At 39.8% G+C, this 17,953-nt stretch carries 19 protein-coding genes; 16 read left to right on the top strand and 3 right to left on the bottom strand.

The window, feature by feature from the left end:
- Positions 1-239: 239 nt before the first annotated feature.
- The 4 genes from ABJE44_RS08920 to ABJE44_RS08905 all read left to right on the top strand — a co-directional run bounded on the left by ABJE44_RS08920 (position 240) and on the right by ABJE44_RS08905 (position 5,114).
- Positions 240-866, top strand: a complete 627-nt coding sequence (locus tag ABJE44_RS08920) for a hypothetical protein (protein WP_348111694.1) — start codon at positions 240-242, stop codon at positions 864-866.
- A gap of 108 nt (positions 867-974) precedes the next feature.
- Complete coding sequence (locus ABJE44_RS08915) at positions 975-1,874, top strand: sulfite exporter TauE/SafE family protein (protein WP_348111693.1); 900 nt, start codon at positions 975-977, stop codon at positions 1,872-1,874.
- 107 nt (positions 1,875-1,981) lie between these two features.
- A complete protein-coding gene (locus ABJE44_RS08910; protein ID WP_348111692.1) occupies positions 1,982-2,830 on the top strand; it encodes a formate dehydrogenase accessory sulfurtransferase FdhD in 849 nt (282 codons plus the stop codon).
- 1 nt (position 2,831) lies between these two features.
- A complete protein-coding gene (locus ABJE44_RS08905; RefSeq protein ID WP_348111691.1) occupies positions 2,832-5,114 on the top strand; it encodes an FdhF/YdeP family oxidoreductase in 2,283 nt (760 codons plus the stop codon).
- Between the two features lie 83 nt (positions 5,115-5,197).
- On the opposite strand, the gene yeiP is transcribed toward ABJE44_RS08905, so the two are convergent.
- Entirely contained in the window at positions 5,198-5,770 is a 573-nt protein-coding gene (gene yeiP / locus ABJE44_RS08900; protein ID WP_348111690.1) for an elongation factor P-like protein YeiP, read from the bottom strand.
- A 269-nt stretch (positions 5,771-6,039) separates the two neighbouring features.
- A complete protein-coding gene (locus ABJE44_RS08895) occupies positions 6,040-6,534 on the bottom strand; it encodes a histidine kinase (RefSeq protein ID WP_348111689.1) in 495 nt (164 codons plus the stop codon).
- 195 nt (positions 6,535-6,729) lie between these two features.
- Here ABJE44_RS08895 and ABJE44_RS08890 point away from each other — a divergent pair, with 195 nt between their 5' ends.
- From ABJE44_RS08890 to ABJE44_RS08835, 12 genes are all read left to right on the top strand, one after another.
- The gene (locus ABJE44_RS08890) at positions 6,730-8,655 is read left to right on the top strand and encodes an ATP-dependent DNA helicase (protein WP_348111688.1); all 1,926 of its coding nucleotides are present in this window, start codon (positions 6,730-6,732) and stop codon (positions 8,653-8,655) included.
- The gene (tsaB, locus tag ABJE44_RS08885) at positions 8,652-9,338 is read left to right on the top strand and encodes a tRNA (adenosine(37)-N6)-threonylcarbamoyltransferase complex dimerization subunit type 1 TsaB (RefSeq protein WP_348111687.1); all 687 of its coding nucleotides are present in this window, start codon (positions 8,652-8,654) and stop codon (positions 9,336-9,338) included. The genes ABJE44_RS08890 and tsaB overlap by 4 nt, the downstream gene beginning before the upstream one ends.
- Before the next feature lie 105 nt (positions 9,339-9,443).
- Entirely contained in the window at positions 9,444-9,749 is a 306-nt protein-coding gene (locus ABJE44_RS08880) for a hypothetical protein (protein ID WP_348111686.1), read from the top strand.
- 138 nt (positions 9,750-9,887) lie between these two features.
- Positions 9,888-10,505, top strand: coding sequence for a Slp family lipoprotein (locus ABJE44_RS08875; protein WP_348111685.1), 618 nt, complete (start codon positions 9,888-9,890; stop codon positions 10,503-10,505).
- A gap of 87 nt (positions 10,506-10,592) precedes the next feature.
- Positions 10,593-11,435, top strand: a complete 843-nt coding sequence (locus tag ABJE44_RS08870; protein WP_348111684.1) for an alpha/beta hydrolase — start codon at positions 10,593-10,595, stop codon at positions 11,433-11,435.
- A gap of 137 nt (positions 11,436-11,572) precedes the next feature.
- Positions 11,573-13,228: a long-chain-fatty-acid--CoA ligase FadD gene (gene fadD, locus ABJE44_RS08865; protein WP_348111683.1), complete on the top strand. Its 1,656-nt coding sequence runs from the start codon at positions 11,573-11,575 to the stop codon at positions 13,226-13,228.
- An 84-nt stretch (positions 13,229-13,312) separates the two neighbouring features.
- Positions 13,313-14,479: a ribonuclease D gene (gene rnd / locus ABJE44_RS08860; RefSeq protein ID WP_348111682.1), complete on the top strand. Its 1,167-nt coding sequence runs from the start codon at positions 13,313-13,315 to the stop codon at positions 14,477-14,479.
- Entirely contained in the window at positions 14,479-14,754 is a 276-nt protein-coding gene (locus tag ABJE44_RS08855; protein WP_348111681.1) for a YcgL domain-containing protein, read from the top strand. The genes rnd and ABJE44_RS08855 overlap by 1 nt, the downstream gene beginning before the upstream one ends.
- Before the next feature lie 72 nt (positions 14,755-14,826).
- Entirely contained in the window at positions 14,827-15,762 is a 936-nt protein-coding gene (locus ABJE44_RS08850; RefSeq protein ID WP_348111961.1) for a lytic murein transglycosylase, read from the top strand.
- Positions 15,763-15,766: 4 nt separating this feature from the next.
- The gene (locus tag ABJE44_RS08845) at positions 15,767-16,432 is read left to right on the top strand and encodes a fumarylacetoacetate hydrolase family protein (RefSeq protein ID WP_348111680.1); all 666 of its coding nucleotides are present in this window, start codon (positions 15,767-15,769) and stop codon (positions 16,430-16,432) included.
- 2 nt (positions 16,433-16,434) lie between these two features.
- Positions 16,435-16,824 carry a hypothetical protein gene (locus tag ABJE44_RS08840; protein WP_348111679.1) on the top strand — a complete coding sequence of 130 codons (390 nt, stop codon included), beginning with the start codon at positions 16,435-16,437 and terminating at the stop codon, positions 16,822-16,824.
- A 25-nt stretch (positions 16,825-16,849) separates the two neighbouring features.
- Positions 16,850-17,341 carry a YcgN family cysteine cluster protein gene (locus tag ABJE44_RS08835; protein WP_348111678.1) on the top strand — a complete coding sequence of 164 codons (492 nt, stop codon included), beginning with the start codon at positions 16,850-16,852 and terminating at the stop codon, positions 17,339-17,341.
- 70 nt (positions 17,342-17,411) lie between these two features.
- On the opposite strand, the gene dsbB is transcribed toward ABJE44_RS08835, so the two are convergent.
- Positions 17,412-17,930 carry a disulfide bond formation protein DsbB gene (gene dsbB, locus ABJE44_RS08830; RefSeq protein ID WP_348111677.1) on the bottom strand — a complete coding sequence of 173 codons (519 nt, stop codon included), beginning with the start codon at positions 17,928-17,930 and terminating at the stop codon, positions 17,412-17,414.
- Positions 17,931-17,953: the final 23 nt, after the last annotated feature.

Genomic DNA, 17,953 nt, shown 5'->3' with positions numbered 1-17,953 from the left:
TTTTTTTAGTGATAGTTTAGTTATCTGTTAGTGACTTTTAAGCAGATAAAATATCTCCTACTTATGGCAAGTCCTTGCCGTATTCGTTGCCTTGATTGATGACTCGACCCAAACCTTTTCTGGGTAAACGCCCGCGTATACGGGTGTTTCTTTGGTTTTACCCTCTAAGCCAGTCATGGCGTAGTAGTTGCAACCCAGCAGAAAAATAGCAAGCAAAAACCAATCGTCGGGTAATGATCATGGAAATCACAAATAACGCATTATCTTTATTTAATTATATTGGCAACAATAATAATTCATATGAGTCTCTTGATAGCCTTGCCAGTAATGCTCGAAAAGAAATTAGTCAGGGCATTGGAGTGCTTGAATCTGGTTTAAATACAGGGGCCTTTGAAGAAACTTTTGAGCTGATTGAAAACGGCGAGATTGACATCGATCTTAATCACGTAGAAAACTATTATCAATTCAATCAACAAAAGCTTAATCGTGAAGTGGCTCAATTAGCTGAGAGCTTTGACCTTGGGACAGAGATAGGAGTAACCGTAACAGATGGTGAGCTGGTGGTTGAAGGTGACTCAGATAATGCTAAGGCGTTGCAACAATACCTCGATAAAGACACGCGTTTAAATGCTTTGATACAACAAACGGCTAAATTGTCAGAGTTTGTAGAATGGGGAGAAGCAAAAAACCAAGCTGCCGAATACAAAGAAAACGGCATGTCAGAAGAGAGTATCGTGGCGTTTTTGCAAGATGCCCGCTCTGTCATGAATCACGACAACAAATTTTTTTTAGCAGACATAGGTTCGACTTTCTATTCAAGAGGGTACACTCAATCCTTGATTGATAAGATTTCTGAAGAGTCCTAAGCCATCAAAGGTTTGGTTATATACCTGATTAACTTTATACTGAAACCAGCCGTGATATCTGTGTATAAACTTGGTAGAGCTAAACGATAACTACTCTGGGTCTTATTTTTGACGTCTTTATTTCTATCAGCTAAATCCCTTAAGCTCACCATAATCTGTGTTTGGTTTGGTATTTTTATTTGCTTATCTCAACCTTGGTCGTTACTACAAGACTATGGGGCATTTGCTTTTCTTGGGGTGATTGGGGCGATTTTTGCTAATGCAACTGGGGCAGGAGGCGGCGTGGTGTTTATGCCGTTTTTTAATCAGTTAGGTTTTAGTGTCACGACGTCTGTGGCAACTAGTTTTGCGATTCAATGTTGTGGAATGACAGCAGGTGCGCTGACATGGTATGCGTACTTTAAACAATTAAAAACAGTTCATCTCACAGAAGCGCAACAGTGGTCAGTTTTGCCAAAAGTCTTGATGTTGGTTATTCCTGCTTCTCTTATAGGTTTGTGGCTCGTTCAACTTAATTCTCAATCATTAGAGCAACTTAGCGATCCAGACACCTTACACTTGGGCTTTGGCGTTTTTTCTATGGGTCTTTCCTTAGGAATTATTACGAGTGTGTTTTGGGTGAAAAACCAAAGCTTTAATACAAGCTTATATTCCATTGATTATGTCTCTTTGATCATCATAGGGTTAATTGGTGGCGGCATTACTGCTTGGCTTTCGATTGGAGTAGGTGAACTCATAGCGGTTTATTTAATTATACGTCGTTTCAACGTTACTTTTGCTATTGCAGTGGCTGTGATTGTCAGCGCATTTACAGTTTGGGCGGGGGTCGTATATCACTTAGTCGTGACTGGTGCAGTGCACTGGCCCGTTGTTTTATTTGCCGGGGCGGGGGCTATCATTGGTGGGGTGTTAGCTAAAAAGTTAGTTCTTTATTTTTCACCAAAAAATTTAAAGTTGTTTTTTGCTGTTTGGATATTTATCTTAGGCGTTACCTCTTTACCTTTCTAGTCACCTAATTGTTCTCTTTTATTGATGTAGAACAGGATTAGGTCATTAACTTTAATTTGTTGGCTTGTTTGAAATCCGTTAAGCATTATTCTATTGATAAAATTTCGTTGTCGAACACGTCTGAGTATTCGGTTGCCACTAACCAAACATCAGATTGTATTGTGGTTGAAGAGCCTTTGGAGGTTTGGTTTGGCTATAGTGTCATCAATGCACCTGTTCCCGAATTACTTTATACCACTATGCGAACACCTGGTGATGATATTAACTTGGTATTAGGTTGGTTGTTTTGCAGCGGCATTATTCAGGGGGTATCTGATGTATTTTCTATCAACCACACGGGCGCAGAAAGGTTAAAACTACAAACCACCAATCGTATTATGGTTACCTTTTCAAAAATGATTGATGTGACCCAATACAAAAGGGCTGATGTAGTGAGTTCAGCTTGTGGTGTATGTGGCCAACAGAGTATCGATAGCCTGTTAGAAAAATTACCCGACAGAACGCAAACTACAACCAAGCGTCATAACCTATCTATTCAAAGCCTTTCTATGTTGGCTTCAGGCTTGAGTGAGCGACAAACGATTTTTGAACAAACTGGCGGTAATCATGGTGTGGCTCTTTTTGATTATCAGGCTCATATGCTTGATGTACGTGAAGACGTTGGACGTCATAACGCTTTAGATAAACTCATTGGGGCTAGTCTTAAAACGATTGCTAAATCGAATCACGATATCGCAGGAGTGGTACTAAGCGGTCGGGTTGGGTTCGAAATGGTACAAAAAGCTGCCATGGCTGGCCTTCATTATATTGTCGCTCTTGGCGCCCCATCTAGTATCGCGATTGATTTAGCGAAAGATTGCGGCATTTGCCTGCTTGGCTTTGCGAAGCCGGAGCGATGTAATCTATACACAGGTGGACATATACTAAGTGACCAACCCACCCATCAAGGAGTGTGATATGACAATTACTAAGATTGAGATTAAAAATTTACAGGTTACTCCTCAAAAGCAATGGGCAGCAGGTATACCTGCTGTGGTGTCTGCTTATAAAAATGTAGGTGGCAAAGTAGGCCCAATAAAAGGGACTCGGCTGTTAACCCATTTAAATCAGATTGAAGGATTTGATTGCCCTGGCTGTGCTTGGCCTGATCCTTTAGGAAAACGCGCCACGTTTGAATTTTGTGAAAATGGCGCAAAGGCCATCGCTGATGAAGCGACGAAAGAAATAGTCGACGCTAAATTTTTTGCTAAATACAGTGTTGCAGAGCTTAAAGAAAAATCAGACCGCTGGTTGAATGCCCAAGGCAGACTAGTTGAGCCTATGTTTTTGGCTGAAGGTGCCACTCACTACAAACCCATCAGTTGGGAAATGGCTTTAGGCTTAACCGCTACCCATTTAAGTAAGTTGGCCTCGCCAAATGAAGCGGCTTTTTATACTTCTGGCCGAGCGAGTAACGAAGCGGCCTTTTTGTATCAATTATTTGTTCGCCAATTTGGTACCAACAACTTACCCGATTGTTCAAACATGTGTCACGAATCTAGTGGTGTCGGTCTTGGAGAAACCATAGGTGTGGGTAAAGGTACGGTTTCGTTAGAAGACTTAGAGCACGCTGAAGCCATATTTGTGTTTGGGCAAAACCCAGGGTCTAACCATCCTAGAATGTTGGGCTCGCTGCAAGATGCTAAACGTAACGGCGCTAAAATAGTGTCTATTAACCCGTTAGATGAAACAGGCTTGAAACGCTTTAAAAATCCTCAAGAAATCAGTGGTGTGATTGGTTCAGGGACCGCACTTCGAGACTTACATTTACCTGTGAAAATAAACGGGGATGTGGCCTTGCTAAAAGGTTTGTGTAAAGCCTTAATTGAGCGTGATGAATCAGGTTTGGATGTTTTAGACAAAGACTTTATAGCCGAGTATTGCCACGGCTATGAGGCGTTTAAGCAAGATATGCTAGCTACGTCATGGGATGACATAATAAAGCATAGTGGCTTAACCCTGAGTCAAATTAATGAAGCCGCAGATATTGCGGCGTCTTCTAAAAAGACGATTTGTTGCTGGGCTATGGGAGTCACACAACATAAAAATGCGGTGGCTAACATACAGTTGATGACTAACTTGTTAATGTTACAGGGTAATCTAGGCAAACCCGGTGCTGGAGTGTGTCCGGTGCGGGGCCATAGTAATGTGCAGGGTGACCGCACCATGGGCATTTGGGAAAAGCCTAGTGATGCTTTACTGGATGCTTTGCAACACACCTATCAATTCGACGTGCCTAGAGAATTTGGTTACGACGCCGTAGAAACCGTTACCGCCATGGCCGAACAAAAACTTAAGGTGTTTTTTGCGTTAGGTGGGAATTTCTACAGGGCGATGCCCGATCATTTATTAACTAAAGATGCTTTGGCTAATTGCGAATTAACCGTGCAGCTATCAACTAAATTAAATCAAAGTCACTTGTATACAGGTAAAAATGCTTTGATTATGCCGGTATTAGGGCGAACTGAAATTGATAAGCAGGGATCAGGTATTCAGACTGTCACTGTCGAGAACTCCATGGGAGTTGTACAAACGTCTCATGGGAAGATCCCCCCTGCATCGAACTTATTAAAAAGTGAAATTGCTATCATCGCCGAACTGGCTGACTTAACGTTAGACGCAAGCCATATAAATTGGCTCGGTATGAAAGATGATTATAGTTTGATACGAGATGGCATTGCTGAGGTTATCCCCGGTTTTGAAGACTTTAACCGTCGTATAGATGAGTTAGGTGAGTTTGTATTACCTAATGCCGTACGAGACGCCCGCAAATTTGCCACCGACACTCAAAAAGCCAATTTTGTGGTACATCAAATCGAGCCAATTACAGTCCCCGAAAATTGTTTATTGATGATGACAATTCGCAGTCATGATCAGTTTAATACAACGGTTTATACCAATAATGACAGATACAGAGGCATTCATGGGAGCCGTAAGGTTTTCTTTTTAAGTGGCCAAGATATCAAAGCTTTGGGATTTAAAGTGGGTGATATAGTGGATATTCACAGTCATTGGCCTGATGACAATATTCAAACTCGCACTGCAAAAGACTTTACTTTAGTTGAGTTTGATATACCTCAGGGATCATCTGCTGCATATTATCCCGAAACCAATGATTTGATACCCCTTAGTAGTGTGGCAGAAAAAAGTAATACCCCAGCATATAAATCTGTGGTGGTAAGTTTGACTGCAGCCAGCTAATAAGCTGTGATAAAAATATGAAACTCAAGATAGAAAGCTACTTTGTTGTTTGCTCTCTATCTTGGTTGAGATTTGCTATGTCGTTATGAATCTGCACGACTTACAAATTTACTTTCGGAAGTACTCACTTTAATTTTTTCCCCGCTTGCTATGTACTCAGGTACTTGTACCACTAACCCTGTGCTTAGTGTCGCAGGCTTAGTGCGAGCACTTGCAGATGCGCCTTTAATGGACGGGTCGGTTTCGGTGATAACAAGCTCAACGTTGGGGGGCAATTCAATACCGACAGGTTTACCTTCAACTAAAAGAACCTGTAACCCTTGGGTATCTTCTGTGACAAAAGGTAGCTCTTCACTGATTGTGTCTTTATTTAAGAAGTAAGATGTGTAGTCTTCACTGTCCATAAAGACATATTCATCACCGTCTACATAAGAAAATGTGACTTTATTACGATGAAAGTCTACTAAATTTAATACTTCGTCAGCTTTGAAACTTTCATCCGCTTTGGCCCCTGTTCCTACTTCATAGAGGCGCATTCTGTATAAACTCGCACCGGCTCGGCCACTTGGAGTTAGTTTGTTGATTTCTTTAACAAGGTACACTTTACCGTTATGTTCAACTGCGGCACTTTTTTTAATTTCACTGGCTTTAGGCATAAAAATGGCTCTTAAATTATGTGCGGCAAAAAATAACATGAAAAGTAAATCTGGCAAACTACTAGGTTAATTTAAAGTTACTTTAAATGTATCTATGACCAGAGGTCTGAAACAAGCATAGTGTTGTCTGATGTGATTATTTAAGAAGCGAGTTTTCCACTATTGGTTAGAAATATACAAGAACAACAATGTAAATCAGGAAGCGTCTAAGAGTTAGTCATTTAATAGGCTATTTACTTTGTTTAAGTGGTAAGGCGGTTTAGCCTAGGTTATTCATCTGGAGTAAAAAACATCGATATTACATTCGATATTTTACGAAGAGACGTTGAGTCTTGTTCTTGCCATTGGCAGAAAGAGCCCATACTTTCACAGCAAAGTATTCCTGTAGGTGAAAAGTCTTGGTGTAGTATGTAATCAAGAAGTGAATAGATATCATTAGGTATAAAGTAATCAGCGTTGAAACATTCTGTTGAAGGGTGGTTTCTTGCGTCTGATGCCACAATATGTTCATTTTCTAAAATTGCGTCAAAGTATTCTGGAAAATCAGATTTACTTAAAATTTGCCCAAATGAAAACTCATGGGTTTGACGATCAAAACACATTAAACATTCTATTTTTTGATTGTTATCTCGTAACCGCCAAATACTGGTACGATTTGCGCCTTCAATACTTTCACAAGTTGCAATACATGCTTGCTTAAGTTTATCTGTATTAGACTTGTTGGGGTGACTCATGGTAATGGTTAAGTCAGTAATGGGATCCATAAATACTTCAAAGTAAATTTATCTTTTGGCAGGTTATATTCTACCCTACCGTTATTTTAACTCAATTCAATATGTTCTTTTAGTCGCAGGTAATCAGCGATTACTTAGACTTACAAAGAATAACACTCGTTTGCAGGCGAAGTATTTGGCATAATTAAACCATCTTATTTTTATCATGTCCTGTTTTAAGGTGCTATGCCTAGTATTTCACACACTTTCTCTGAAACTGGCGATCTTTCATTAGCGATTTCTGGATTTACGCCACGTCAGGCACAAACCGATATGGCGAACGAAGTGGGCCGTACAATTCAAGAAAAATCAAAGTTGATTGTCGAAGCCGGTACAGGAACGGGAAAGACCTTTGCTTATTTAGTGCCTGCCATATTGTCAAACAAGAAAACCATAGTCTCTACGGGTACTAAAAACCTGCAAGAGCAACTTTTTCATCGGGACTTACCCTTAGTCAAAAAAGCCTTAAATAGTAACAGTAAGATAGCCCTACTAAAAGGTCGCTCTAATTATTTGTGTATTCATCGATTACGTCAGCATGGTGGTAATAGCACCTTGTTGGAACGTGAAACACTATCGGAGTTAACTCAAGTAAGGCAGTGGTCTTCGAGCACTAAAACCGGTGATATGGGAGATTTAAAATCTTTAGCGGAGGATGCGAAGGTTTTACCTTTTGTAACCTCAACGACTGATAACTGTTTGGGTAAAGATTGCCAAGATTATGAAGATTGTTATTTGGTCAAAGCTAGACGCAAGGCTTTAGATGCAGATGTGGTTGTGGTTAATCATCATTTGTTTTTTGCCGATATGGCCTTAAAAGACACTGGGTTTGGTGAGCTCATTCCTGAAGCTGATTTAGTCATATTTGATGAAGCTCATCAAATACCAGATATAGCGAGTGAATACTTTGGTGAAACGTTCTCAAGTCGGCAAATTCAAGACATAAGCCGCGACATAGATGTGGTTTACCGCACCACCCTAAAAGATGCTAAACAAGTACAAACTGCCGCTGAAAAATGCAAAATGATAGCTGCAGATTTAAGGATTTTATTTCCTGAAAATCCTCACAAAGGCAATTGGCGACAAATGTTGCTTCGAGATGATGTACAAACTCAAGTCAGTAAATTAACTGATTGCCTTGGGGTGCTGTATGAGGTGACTAAATTACATATTGGTCGCGATAAAGACCTTGATAATATCTTCGAGCGCATCTCAGAAGCTAAAGGTAAGTTGTCTCGTTTAATTGATACCACCAAACTAGGGGTGAGTTTGTGGTACGAAACTACAAAACGCCACATAGTACTGCATCTAACACCTTTGAGTATTGCTTCAAAATTCGCTGATTTTATCGCTGAACCTAAGCGTAGTTGGGTGTTTACCTCTGCCACCTTAATGGTGGATGAAAGTTTTACTCACTTTCAAAAGCAAATGGGGTTAGATGATGCTACTACTTTGTCATTAGATAGTCCTTTTGATTATCCCAAACAGGCTATTTTATGTGTACCTAGATTTTTACCTGAGCCTAACGCTCGAGAAATGCGCGCAACCTTAATTGATATTTCGGCTAAATTAGTAAAAGCCAGTAAAGGACGCTGTTTTTTACTATTTACTAGTCATGCCGCCCTTAATGCTGTAGCTGCTCAATTGGAAGATAAAATAGACAACCCTATTCTTGTTCAAGGCACGACTACCAAAAGAGCTTTATTAGAGCGTTATATAGAAAATAAAAATGCAGTGTTATTAGGGACAGGGGCATTTTGGGAAGGAGTCGATGTGCGGGGAGAGGATTTAACCTGCGTGTTGATTGATAAGTTACCTTTTGCCTCGCCAGATGACCCACTATTGCAAGCACGGATTGATGACTGCAGAAAGCAAGGGGGCAACCCTTTTGCACAATTACAAATTCCCCAAGCGGCAATATCTTTGAAGCAAGGGGCAGGCAGATTGATCAGAGATGAAGACGACAAAGGGGTGTTGGTGATTTGCGATAATCGATTAGTGACCAAGGACTACGGGAAGATTTTTATGGGGAGCTTACCTGATATGCATCGTACTCGGGATTTAAACAAAGCAATTGAATTTTTGCATACTATCCATGGGGAAAATCCGTGAATTTATTAGTGATTGATACCGCTACTGAAGCTTGTTCAGTAGCGGTACAAGTAGATGGCAAAATCTACAACCGTTTTGAGATTTGTCCACAACAACATAGTCAACGAATTTTGCCTATGATCGATGAAGTATTACACGAAGCTAATATTACTTTAAAAGAGTTGGATTACTTGGGGTTTGGAAGGGGCCCAGGAAGCTTTACCGGTGTGCGGATCGCTACAGGAATTTTGCAAGGCTTGTCCTTAGGTACTGGCTTAAAGGTGGTAGGGATTTCAACCCTAGCTGCCATGGCGCAAGAAGCGTGTGATAAGTTTAAAGTTAATCATGTGTTTGCCGCAATTGATGCTCGCATGGCTGAAGTATATTTTGCTGAATATGCTTTTAGTGAAGGGGTGGTAAGATTGATAGCTGAAGAGAGTGTATTACCTCCAGAGGTTGCCTTACCTGAAACAGCCAAAAATTGTGAATACCTAGGAGTGGGGACGGGGTGGGCTGCCTATGAAACGCTAAATGCCGACAATAAAGTTAATGTCATTTCTGATGTGATATACCCAAATGCTTTGTATATGTTGCCATTGGCGTCGGCACAAATTGAAGCGGGATTAGCCGTTGATGTTGAGGATATCCAACCTGTATATTTGAGAGATAAAGTTACTTGGAAGAAATTACCTGGAAGAGAGTAAGTATTCAGCTTTAGTTTTTGGAACGAAATTTGTATAGGTTAACGGCTAAACATGGCCTCAAATATAGTTTGAGGCAATATATTGCCCATACGGTAGGACGTTTTTTTGGCCATAGACTCACTCTCAAATGCTCTGAAAGCCCCGGATTTATCTCGATCTTCTCGTGATAAAAACCGTGGTATTCAACCTATTCAAGACGAAAACTCTTCTAGTTCGTCTTCAAAAGTTGAGATTATAAGAGCAGGTAGCCCTAAAGCATTCGCGCAAGCCGATAGTTTTAATCAAAATTCTGCCACTCAAGCGGGAGCAACTTTAAACGAAAAGTCTGCAATTAATGCATATCAAAGTATTGCTAAAGACCAGCAACGAGAAGGGATACAACTGCTTTTAGGCGTTGATACTTTCGTTTAGCTGTCACTAATACGCTCTATAACTTTTTACTTGTGAGATAACTTGAGGGCTGTGTCCGATAAAAAAACGTTAAATTCAGCATCAGTTCAGTTAGAATTAATAAAATCTCATGAAGTTTAATAAATCAAGAAGGCATATATGAGCATACGAGTGAGTTTATTGTTGTTAGCTATGTTTGTCAGTGGTTGTGCAACTTTTCCAGAAGAATTACAAGTTGAAGATGCTTCTCAATTAGTAAGTTACCAAGATGCTGCGTCTAAAGCTGAGCTGGTTAAAGGCAAAACAGTTCGCTGGGGTGGGGCAATTGCTAAGATAGAAAATAAAGCAGATTCAACTGTGCTAGAAATGGTTCATTATCCTCTTACTGGTTACGGTAAGCCTATTTCTGGAGATGAGAGCATTGGCCGTTATCGTATTACGGTAAATGGCTTCATGGATCCTATGGTTTACCAGATTGGTCGCCTTATGACATTCACAGCTGAGCTAAATGGTTTAGAAAAAGGCTTAGTGGGTGAGCATGAATACGTATTTCCGAGTGCTACTGCTTTACAACACCACTTATGGAAAAATATTCAAAGAGTTAATATAAGTAGTGTAAGTATATGGCCTTATGGGTTGGGGTATGGGCATTATTCTCGAGGGTTCCATAATCGAGTGATTATACGGGGCTCTACTAACCTCCACAAAAAAGGGTCAAGGCCTAGTGGAGCGACAACTTTACCTAAGCCTATAAAAGTGAAAAGTCAAAAAAAATAGCGGTGGCCTATGGCCATATGTGGCATAATAACGCAGTGAAAGCGGCAGAAAGTTGCCGCTTTTTTGTGTTTGAAATAAAGGGTATTAATGCAACAAGCTCTGGAGTTTTCGTTAAACAACCTCACTATACGTGGGATAGGTTATGGCGATCCAAACAAGCAATTGATTATAGCTTTACATGGTTGGCTTGATAACGCCGCTAGTTTTGAACCACTTTCTAAGTACCTTAATGATTATTATATAGTAGCAATTGACTTCGCCGGTCATGGTTTATCGGACCATAGAGATGCGGGTGCTCATTATCACCTAATCGATTTTGTTTATGATTTACAAGAATTGGTGGAGTCACAAGGCTGGACCTCTTTGGTGTTAATGGGTCATTCGATGGGGGGCATTATTGGTTCTTTGTATAGTGCTTGTTTTGGCGAAAGAGTGAAAAAGTATATTTCTATTGAATCATTTGGGCCTTTGACTAAAGAAGCCCATACGAGTCCCTCACAACTAAGAGATTCTATTATTAGTAGACTCAAAGCTCAAAAGAGTAAATCAAGGCACCCAACTAATTTTGAACGTACTGTCGAAGCTAGAACAATGGTTGGAGATATTACTTCTGATTCTGCGCGACTATTAGTGGCAAGAAACACTCGCGAGATAAGTGGTCAATTGCGTTTTACAACGGATCGCCGATTAAGAACGTTATCGCCAATGAGACTGACCGCTCCACAAGCAGAGAGTTTTTTACGTAATATTCAATGTCCAGTTTTGGCGGTAATGGGTAATGCTGGTTATCAGTCAATGGCAGAAGCCTTTCATACAAGGAAAGGTTGGGTTGCTGATTTAGAATTTCATATTCTTGATGGGCATCATCATTTACATATGGATAGCCCTAAAGTAGTCGCTGATGTTATTGACAGTTTTATAAAAAGTTAAACTTGTTAACTACTTGTTGATTACTATTTTGTAAAAATTTAAGTATCATTAAGGTGGTGGTCCAACCTGTTATTTTGGTTATAGTGCCTTCAGGTGTGTGGTTTGTGTAGTTTTTATATTTTATGCCCGGAGGCGTAGTGGAAAAAATTTGGTTAAATAATTATGACTCTGGCATTTCAAAAGAAATAGATGCAGATAAGTATCCATCTCTTGTGGATGTGTTTGAGCAGTCAACTGCGACGTATGCTAATACTGTTAGCTATATTAATATGGGCAAAAGCATTACCTTTGCTGAGCTCGATCAGTTATCTAAAGATTTTGCAGCCTATTTGCAAAGCATCGGCCTTAAGAAAGGCGATGCAGTAGCTATTATGATGCCTAACTTATTGCAATACCCTGTGGCATTGTTTGGTGTGCTGCGTGCGGGGATGACAGTTGTCAATGTTAACCCACTATATACAGCAAGAGAGTTACAACATCAGTTAAAAGACTCTAATTCTAAAGCCATTGTTATTGTAGAAAATTTTGCATGCACATTAAGTGAAGTGATCGCGGATACTAACGTTGAAAAAGTGTTATTAACGTCAATTGGCGATATGTTACCAACCATAAAAAAATGGATTGTAAATTTTGCTATTAAGCACGTGAAAAAAATGGTGCCTAGTTACAACTTACCTGAAGCAGAATCATTTTTAAACGCTCTAAATATTGGTGCATCTAAACCCTATACACGACCAACCATAACTGGCAAAGACTTAGCCTTTTTGCAATATACAGGTGGAACGACTGGGGTATCAAAGGGCGCAATGTTAACCCATAGAAACGCTGTGGCTAACTTAGAACAGGTAGCGAGTATATTAGCCCCTGTTGTTGTACCCGGTAAAGAAAACGTTGTGACGGCATTGCCTCTCTATCATATCTTTGCGCTGCAAGCGAATTGCTTAGCTTTCATAAAATTTGGTTGTCCAAATTTATTAATTACTAACCCAAGAGATATGCCAGCCTTTGTAAAGGCTTTGAGTAAATATCCATTTACGATAATAACGGGCGTTAATACCTTATTTAATGGACTGCTTAACACAGCGGGTTTTTCTGATATTGATTTTACCAATGTCAAAATATCTTTGGCGGGTGGCGCAGCAGTACAAAAATCTGTTGCCGAGCGCTGGAAAGCCACCACAGGACACGTGTTATTAGAAGGTTATGGGCTCACTGAATGCTCTCCTGTGGTGACTGTTAATCACCCATCCTTAAAAACCTATAAAGGCTCTATAGGCATGCCTGTGCCATCTACAGATATTAAACTTGTGGATGATGAGGGCATTGAAGTTGCCCCAGGTGAGTCTGGTGAGATGTTAGTGAAGGGCCCTCAAGTAATGTCAGGGTATTTAAATCGTGAAGAGGCCAGTAATGACATTATAAAAGATGGGTGGCTTGCCACAGGTGATATAGCAAAATGCGATGAAGATGGTTTTTTCTATATTGTCGATCGTAAGAAAGACATGATTTTGGTTTCAGGTTTTAACGTGTATCCGAATGAAATTGAAGATGTGAGTGCAATGCATCCAGACATAATAGAAGCCGCCGCTGTAGGTGTGCCACATGAAAGCTCTGGTGAAATCGTAAAAGTTTATGTTGTAAGTGAAAACGAAGCGCTAACAGAAGATGATGTGATAAAACATTGCCGTGAACACCTAACTGGGTACAAAGTTCCTAAAAAAGTTGAGTTTAGAAACGAGCTTCCTAAAAGTAATGTTGGTAAGATACTCCGTAGAGAGTTAAGAGATGAATAAAGCCTAGTTGAACTAGTCTAAACTTCAGATAAAAAACCGGCTTTAGCCGGTTTTTTATCTGTTACCAGCCAATTTTGGACCCCCATGCAATATACTTTTATAACAGACACTCAGGCATTAAATGATTTTTGCCTGCAAGCTAGCAAAGAGCAAGCCATTGCTGTAGATACTGAGTTCGTTAGAACTCGTACTCTGTACCCCAAACTTGGCTTAATTCAAATATATGACGGCAAGCAATTAGTTTTGGTTGACCCTCTCAGTATTGATGATTTTTCAAGTTTGCAATCATTGTTGACTAACCCAAAGGTCGTTAAGGTTTTACACTCATGCTCCGAAGATTTAGAGGCATTTTGGCACGCTCTAAAAGTGGTTCCCGCGCCAATTTTTGATAGTCAGTTTGCAGCGAGCATTGTGGGCATGGGCCCTGCTTTGGGGTATGCAAAATTAGTTGAAATGATGTTAGGGGTAGTAGTAGATAAAGGTGAGTCCAGAACAGATTGGATCGCTCGCCCACTAAGTGAACAGCAATGTGCATATGCTGCCAACGATGTGTTGTATTTGTTCCAACTATATCCAGAATTAAAATCAAAAGTGGAGCAACAACAAAAGCTGCCATGGGTCTACGTAGAAATTGAACAATTAGCCCGTAAAAAACAATCAGAATTACCATTAGATGCAGTGTATTTGACGATAAAAAATAACTGGAAATTGTCAGGTAAACCCTTGCTTACCTTGAAACATTTAGCCGCGTGGCGCACTAAAACTGCCAGAGAAAGAGATTTAGCGCTGAATTTTGTGGTACGTGAAGAAAACTTAATAGAAATAGCTAGGCGTCAACCAATCACCAAAAATGATCTCAGGGGAATACAAGGTATGAACCCCCACGAAATAAGAATTCATGGGCAAACTCTGCTTGCTATCGTCTCTGAGTGTGATGGAATGGACCCTGGCTCTTATCCAGCAAATATTGAAAGAATAAACTTATTTCCAGAGTATAAAAACACCCATGCTCGAGTCAAAAAAATATGTGAGCAAGTCGCTACAGAGCTTGAAGTACCCACTGAGTTGATGGGCTCAAAAAAACAGTTAAACCAATTATTTAAATGGTGCTGGTCAAACTTTGATGAAACCAGAGCATTAGGGTTAATGCCCGATTTATTAAGTGGTTGGCGCAAAAAATATTTAATTCCAGAACTTCTTAAAATAGATAATTTGAAGGCTGCTATAAGCCAAATTGAGGACGCTGAATAATGTTATGTGCAGTGTACAAAAGCAGTAAAAAGCAGGAGACATATCTATATGTACCCGGAAGAGATGATTTTTCTAAGGTACCTGATGTCTTAATGAAAACCTTTGGGACGCCTGTTTTTTTAATGATTATGCCTTTAAAAAAAGACCGTCCTTTAGCTCAAGTTGATATTAAAAAGTTACGTAGTGAGTTGACGATTAAAGGCTACTATTTACAACTTCCTCCCCCATCAGAAAATCTATTAAAAGCGCATTTAGCACAAAATAAAGCAAATTAAAGGAAGGGCTAGATGTTAGTGGATAGAGGTATATACAAACATGCCACTGCATTACTTAGTTTGTTACTAGTAATGTTCAGTGGTAATAGTTACGCAAAGAAAAGTTTTGAATTATACGTCCAAGAATTAAAGCAAGAAGCGGTATTGAAAGGTCATGATCCTGCTTTTGTCGATACTGCATTTTCAACAGTTAACTATAGAAAATCGGCAGTTAGGGCTGATAAAAACCAACCTGAGACGAAGATTACCCTAGATACCTATCTTGCAACCAGAGTACCCGACTGGAAAGTTAAACAAGCAGTGCAACTGATGGCTGAAAATGAGCAGGTGCTAGATATTATTGAGCAGCGATATGGTGTACAGAAACGTTTCATTGTTGCCCTTTGGGGAAATGAAAGTAATTTTGGAAAGTATATGGGGAAGCACCCAGTACTGAATTCATTAACGACATTGGCATACGATGGTCGAAGAGAAGACTTTTTTAAAAAGCAAATATTTGCAGCGTTAACCATAGCCGAGCAAGGACATATTAAGTTAGAAGAGTTTGTGGGGTCATGGGCAGGAGCGATGGGACAGACTCAGTTTATGCCAAGTTCGTTTTTAAACTATGCCATTGATTTTGACGGTGATGGTAAAAAAGATATTTGGTCTAATAAAGCAGATGTATTTGCTTCAATCGCGAATTACTTAAAATCAGAAGGCTGGAGCCAGCAATTAACTTGGGGGCGACAGGTTAAATTACCCACAAACTTTGATGGTGATACTATTGGCCTATCATGGCAAAAAATGCAAACGTTAGAACAATGGGCGGCATTAGGGGTGACTCGACATAATGGCAAGGTACTTCCAAATGCTGCTATTAAGGCTTCTTTAATCGCTCCTGATGGCATTCAGGGTAGGGTATATTTAGTATATGAAAATTTTCACACCTTAATGAAGTGGAACCGTTCTAGTTATTTTGGTGTGTCGGTGAGTTACCTTTCTGAAAGAATAAAAAAAGGGTTTTAGGTGTATGGATCACTATAAGCATATTGGTAACGATGGCAAAGTTATACCTTTACCGGTTGGTAAAGTGGTGTGTGTGGGGAGAAACTACCTTAAGCACATACAAGAATTGAATAATGAAGTACCCAGTGAGCCTTTATTATTCATGAAACCTGCAACCGCATTGTGTCCGCTGCATCAACCTATCGTCATTCCCAAAGATAAAGGCCCTTGTCACAATGAATTAGAAGTGGCTGTGCTGATAAAAGAGACGATTACCCGAGCCTCAATTAAAGAAGTTAAGGAAGCAATCTGGGGGCTAGGCTTAGGGTTAGATTTAACATTAAGAGATGTGCAAAGTAAATTAAAAGCCAAAGATCAGCCTTGGGAGCGAGCCAAGGCATTTGATCGTAGCTGCCCAGTATCTCAGTTCATCGAAAAGCAACATGTACCTGATTATACCAATGTAGCTTTTAGTTTAAGGGTAGGTGGAGATATCAGGCAGCAAGGAAATACTCAACACATGATGTACTCAATAATTGAGCTAATAGTAGAGATATCCAACCATTTTACTTTAGTCGCAGGGGATATTGTGATGACAGGCACCCCTGAAGGTGTTGGTCCTTTGTTTGCTGAAGACCATTTAGAAGTAACCTTAGATAACCACTTTGCTGTAAGGACTTTCGTTGTTTAAATATGTCATTTACTCTCAATTATACCTTAGATACAGCTAATAAAATTTTAATATGTGAAGTACAGGGCCAAGTTACCACTCCTTGTAGTTTGGTACAGATATTCAAAACTACCGTTAAAATGGCAGGTAAACACCAAATTAAGAATGTTGTACATGACGTAACAGAGTCTATTATTCAATGCTCTAATCTTGAAATGGGGAAGTTTGTCATGGAAGTGAAAGAGCAAGGTTGGATCGCAGATTTGAAGATTGCGCAAATTGTGGAGGTGAATCAAGGTCGTCATAAAATGCTTCATAGATTGGCTAATAGATTTGATTTACCTATTAAAAACTTTACTTCTCGAAGTGAAGCTATGTTGTGGTTACTCTTTAATAAACAACATTTAAATTAACATTTGGAATATTTTAGAATTTACTATGAATAAATATTGGGAAGACAAGCCCCTAACAGATATGACAACGAGTGAGTGGGAGGGTATCTGTGATGGTTGCGCTAAGTGTTGCTTACATAAGTTTATTGACGATGAAGAAGCAAAAGAGGTAGCGACAACAGATCACATAAAGCCTAATGAAGAAATTCACTATACCAATATTGCCTGTGGTTTATTAAATACAAAGAGTTGCGCCTGTACTAAGTATTCGGAGCGAACTAAGTTGGTGCCTGAGTGTGTAAAGCTCACTAAAGATAACCTTCAAGATATCTTTTTTATGCCGCCAAGTTGCAGTTATAGAAGGTTACATGAAGGTAGGGGTTTACCTAGTTGGCATCCTTTGCTGCATAAAGGCAAAAAGTCAGCTATGCACAAGGCTGGTATGTCTGTGAGAGGTAAAACCGTTGCCGATCATGATGTCGATTTAGAAAAGTTTGAAGATTATATTGCCATGTGGCCGGTGGAGGATCTTGATTAACACATCAGGTCAATTTGGATTTGGTAATAGCGGCTTATCTAACGTTATATAAACCGCTATTGGACTAGTTTTAGAAGCTTTTACTGACAAACAATCGATTGAATAACATGATTGCCCACACCATAGTAAAAATAGCGAAAATCACTATCATCCACTGGGGCATGCTCATATCAAATAACGACCAATCAATATCACCACAGTCTCCAGTTGCCCCAAAGATATTAGGTAGCCATTGATGAAGTGGTGCCCAGCTCGGAAAGTTAGGCACAATTTCACAGGTTGCAAAAAATGGGTTGGTAGCAGTTTGAATATCAACATGTTCCATGGCTAGGCGTAGTCCCCAAATAGCGGATACTCCCCAACCAACAAACCCTATTGCTCTCGTTATGACATTATTTAATATTGCTGCAGGCAGTGCAGAAAAAAGTACACCAAACACTGCTGTGCGTTGATAAATACACATGATGCAGGGTTGTAAGTCCATTCGATGTTGAAAATATAAAGCTACAACCTCTAAACCTAGTGCTGTCAGGAACAATAGCCCCCAAGAAAATCTGGAGGCTGCAAAAGTTGAAAGTGCTAAAAACATATATAGTACTTATCTGACAATTT

Source organism: Paraglaciecola sp., assembly GCF_039942875.1.
Classification (GTDB): Bacteria; Pseudomonadota; Gammaproteobacteria; order Enterobacterales; family Alteromonadaceae; genus Paraglaciecola.
The sequence above is the reverse complement of the archived record's forward strand: the minus strand, read 5'-3'. Positions and strand labels throughout refer to the sequence as shown.

Excerpts from the sequence above, each read along its gene's own strand:
- ABJE44_RS08920 (WP_348111694.1), top strand. The coding sequence starts at position 240 with ATGGAAATCACAAATAACGCATTATCTTTATTTAATTATATTGGCAAC.
- ABJE44_RS08905 (WP_348111691.1), top strand. The coding sequence starts at position 2,832 with ATGACAATTACTAAGATTGAGATTAAAAATTTACAGGTTACTCCTCAA.
- yeiP (WP_348111690.1), bottom strand. The coding sequence starts at position 5,770 with ATGCCTAAAGCCAGTGAAATTAAAAAAAGTGCCGCAGTTGAACATAAC.
- ABJE44_RS08895 (WP_348111689.1), bottom strand. The coding sequence starts at position 6,534 with ATGGATCCCATTACTGACTTAACCATTACCATGAGTCACCCCAACAAG.
- ABJE44_RS08890 (WP_348111688.1), top strand. The coding sequence starts at position 6,730 with ATGCCTAGTATTTCACACACTTTCTCTGAAACTGGCGATCTTTCATTA.
- ABJE44_RS08875 (WP_348111685.1), top strand. The coding sequence starts at position 9,888 with ATGAGCATACGAGTGAGTTTATTGTTGTTAGCTATGTTTGTCAGTGGT.
- ABJE44_RS08870 (WP_348111684.1), top strand. The coding sequence starts at position 10,593 with ATGCAACAAGCTCTGGAGTTTTCGTTAAACAACCTCACTATACGTGGG.
- rnd (WP_348111682.1), top strand. The coding sequence starts at position 13,313 with ATGCAATATACTTTTATAACAGACACTCAGGCATTAAATGATTTTTGC.
- ABJE44_RS08855 (WP_348111681.1), top strand. The coding sequence starts at position 14,479 with ATGTTATGTGCAGTGTACAAAAGCAGTAAAAAGCAGGAGACATATCTA.
- ABJE44_RS08850 (WP_348111961.1), top strand. The coding sequence starts at position 14,827 with ATGTTCAGTGGTAATAGTTACGCAAAGAAAAGTTTTGAATTATACGTC.
- ABJE44_RS08845 (WP_348111680.1), top strand. The coding sequence starts at position 15,767 with ATGGATCACTATAAGCATATTGGTAACGATGGCAAAGTTATACCTTTA.
- ABJE44_RS08840 (WP_348111679.1), top strand. The coding sequence starts at position 16,435 with ATGTCATTTACTCTCAATTATACCTTAGATACAGCTAATAAAATTTTA.
- ABJE44_RS08835 (WP_348111678.1), top strand. The coding sequence starts at position 16,850 with ATGAATAAATATTGGGAAGACAAGCCCCTAACAGATATGACAACGAGT.
- dsbB (WP_348111677.1), bottom strand. The coding sequence starts at position 17,930 with ATGTTTTTAGCACTTTCAACTTTTGCAGCCTCCAGATTTTCTTGGGGG.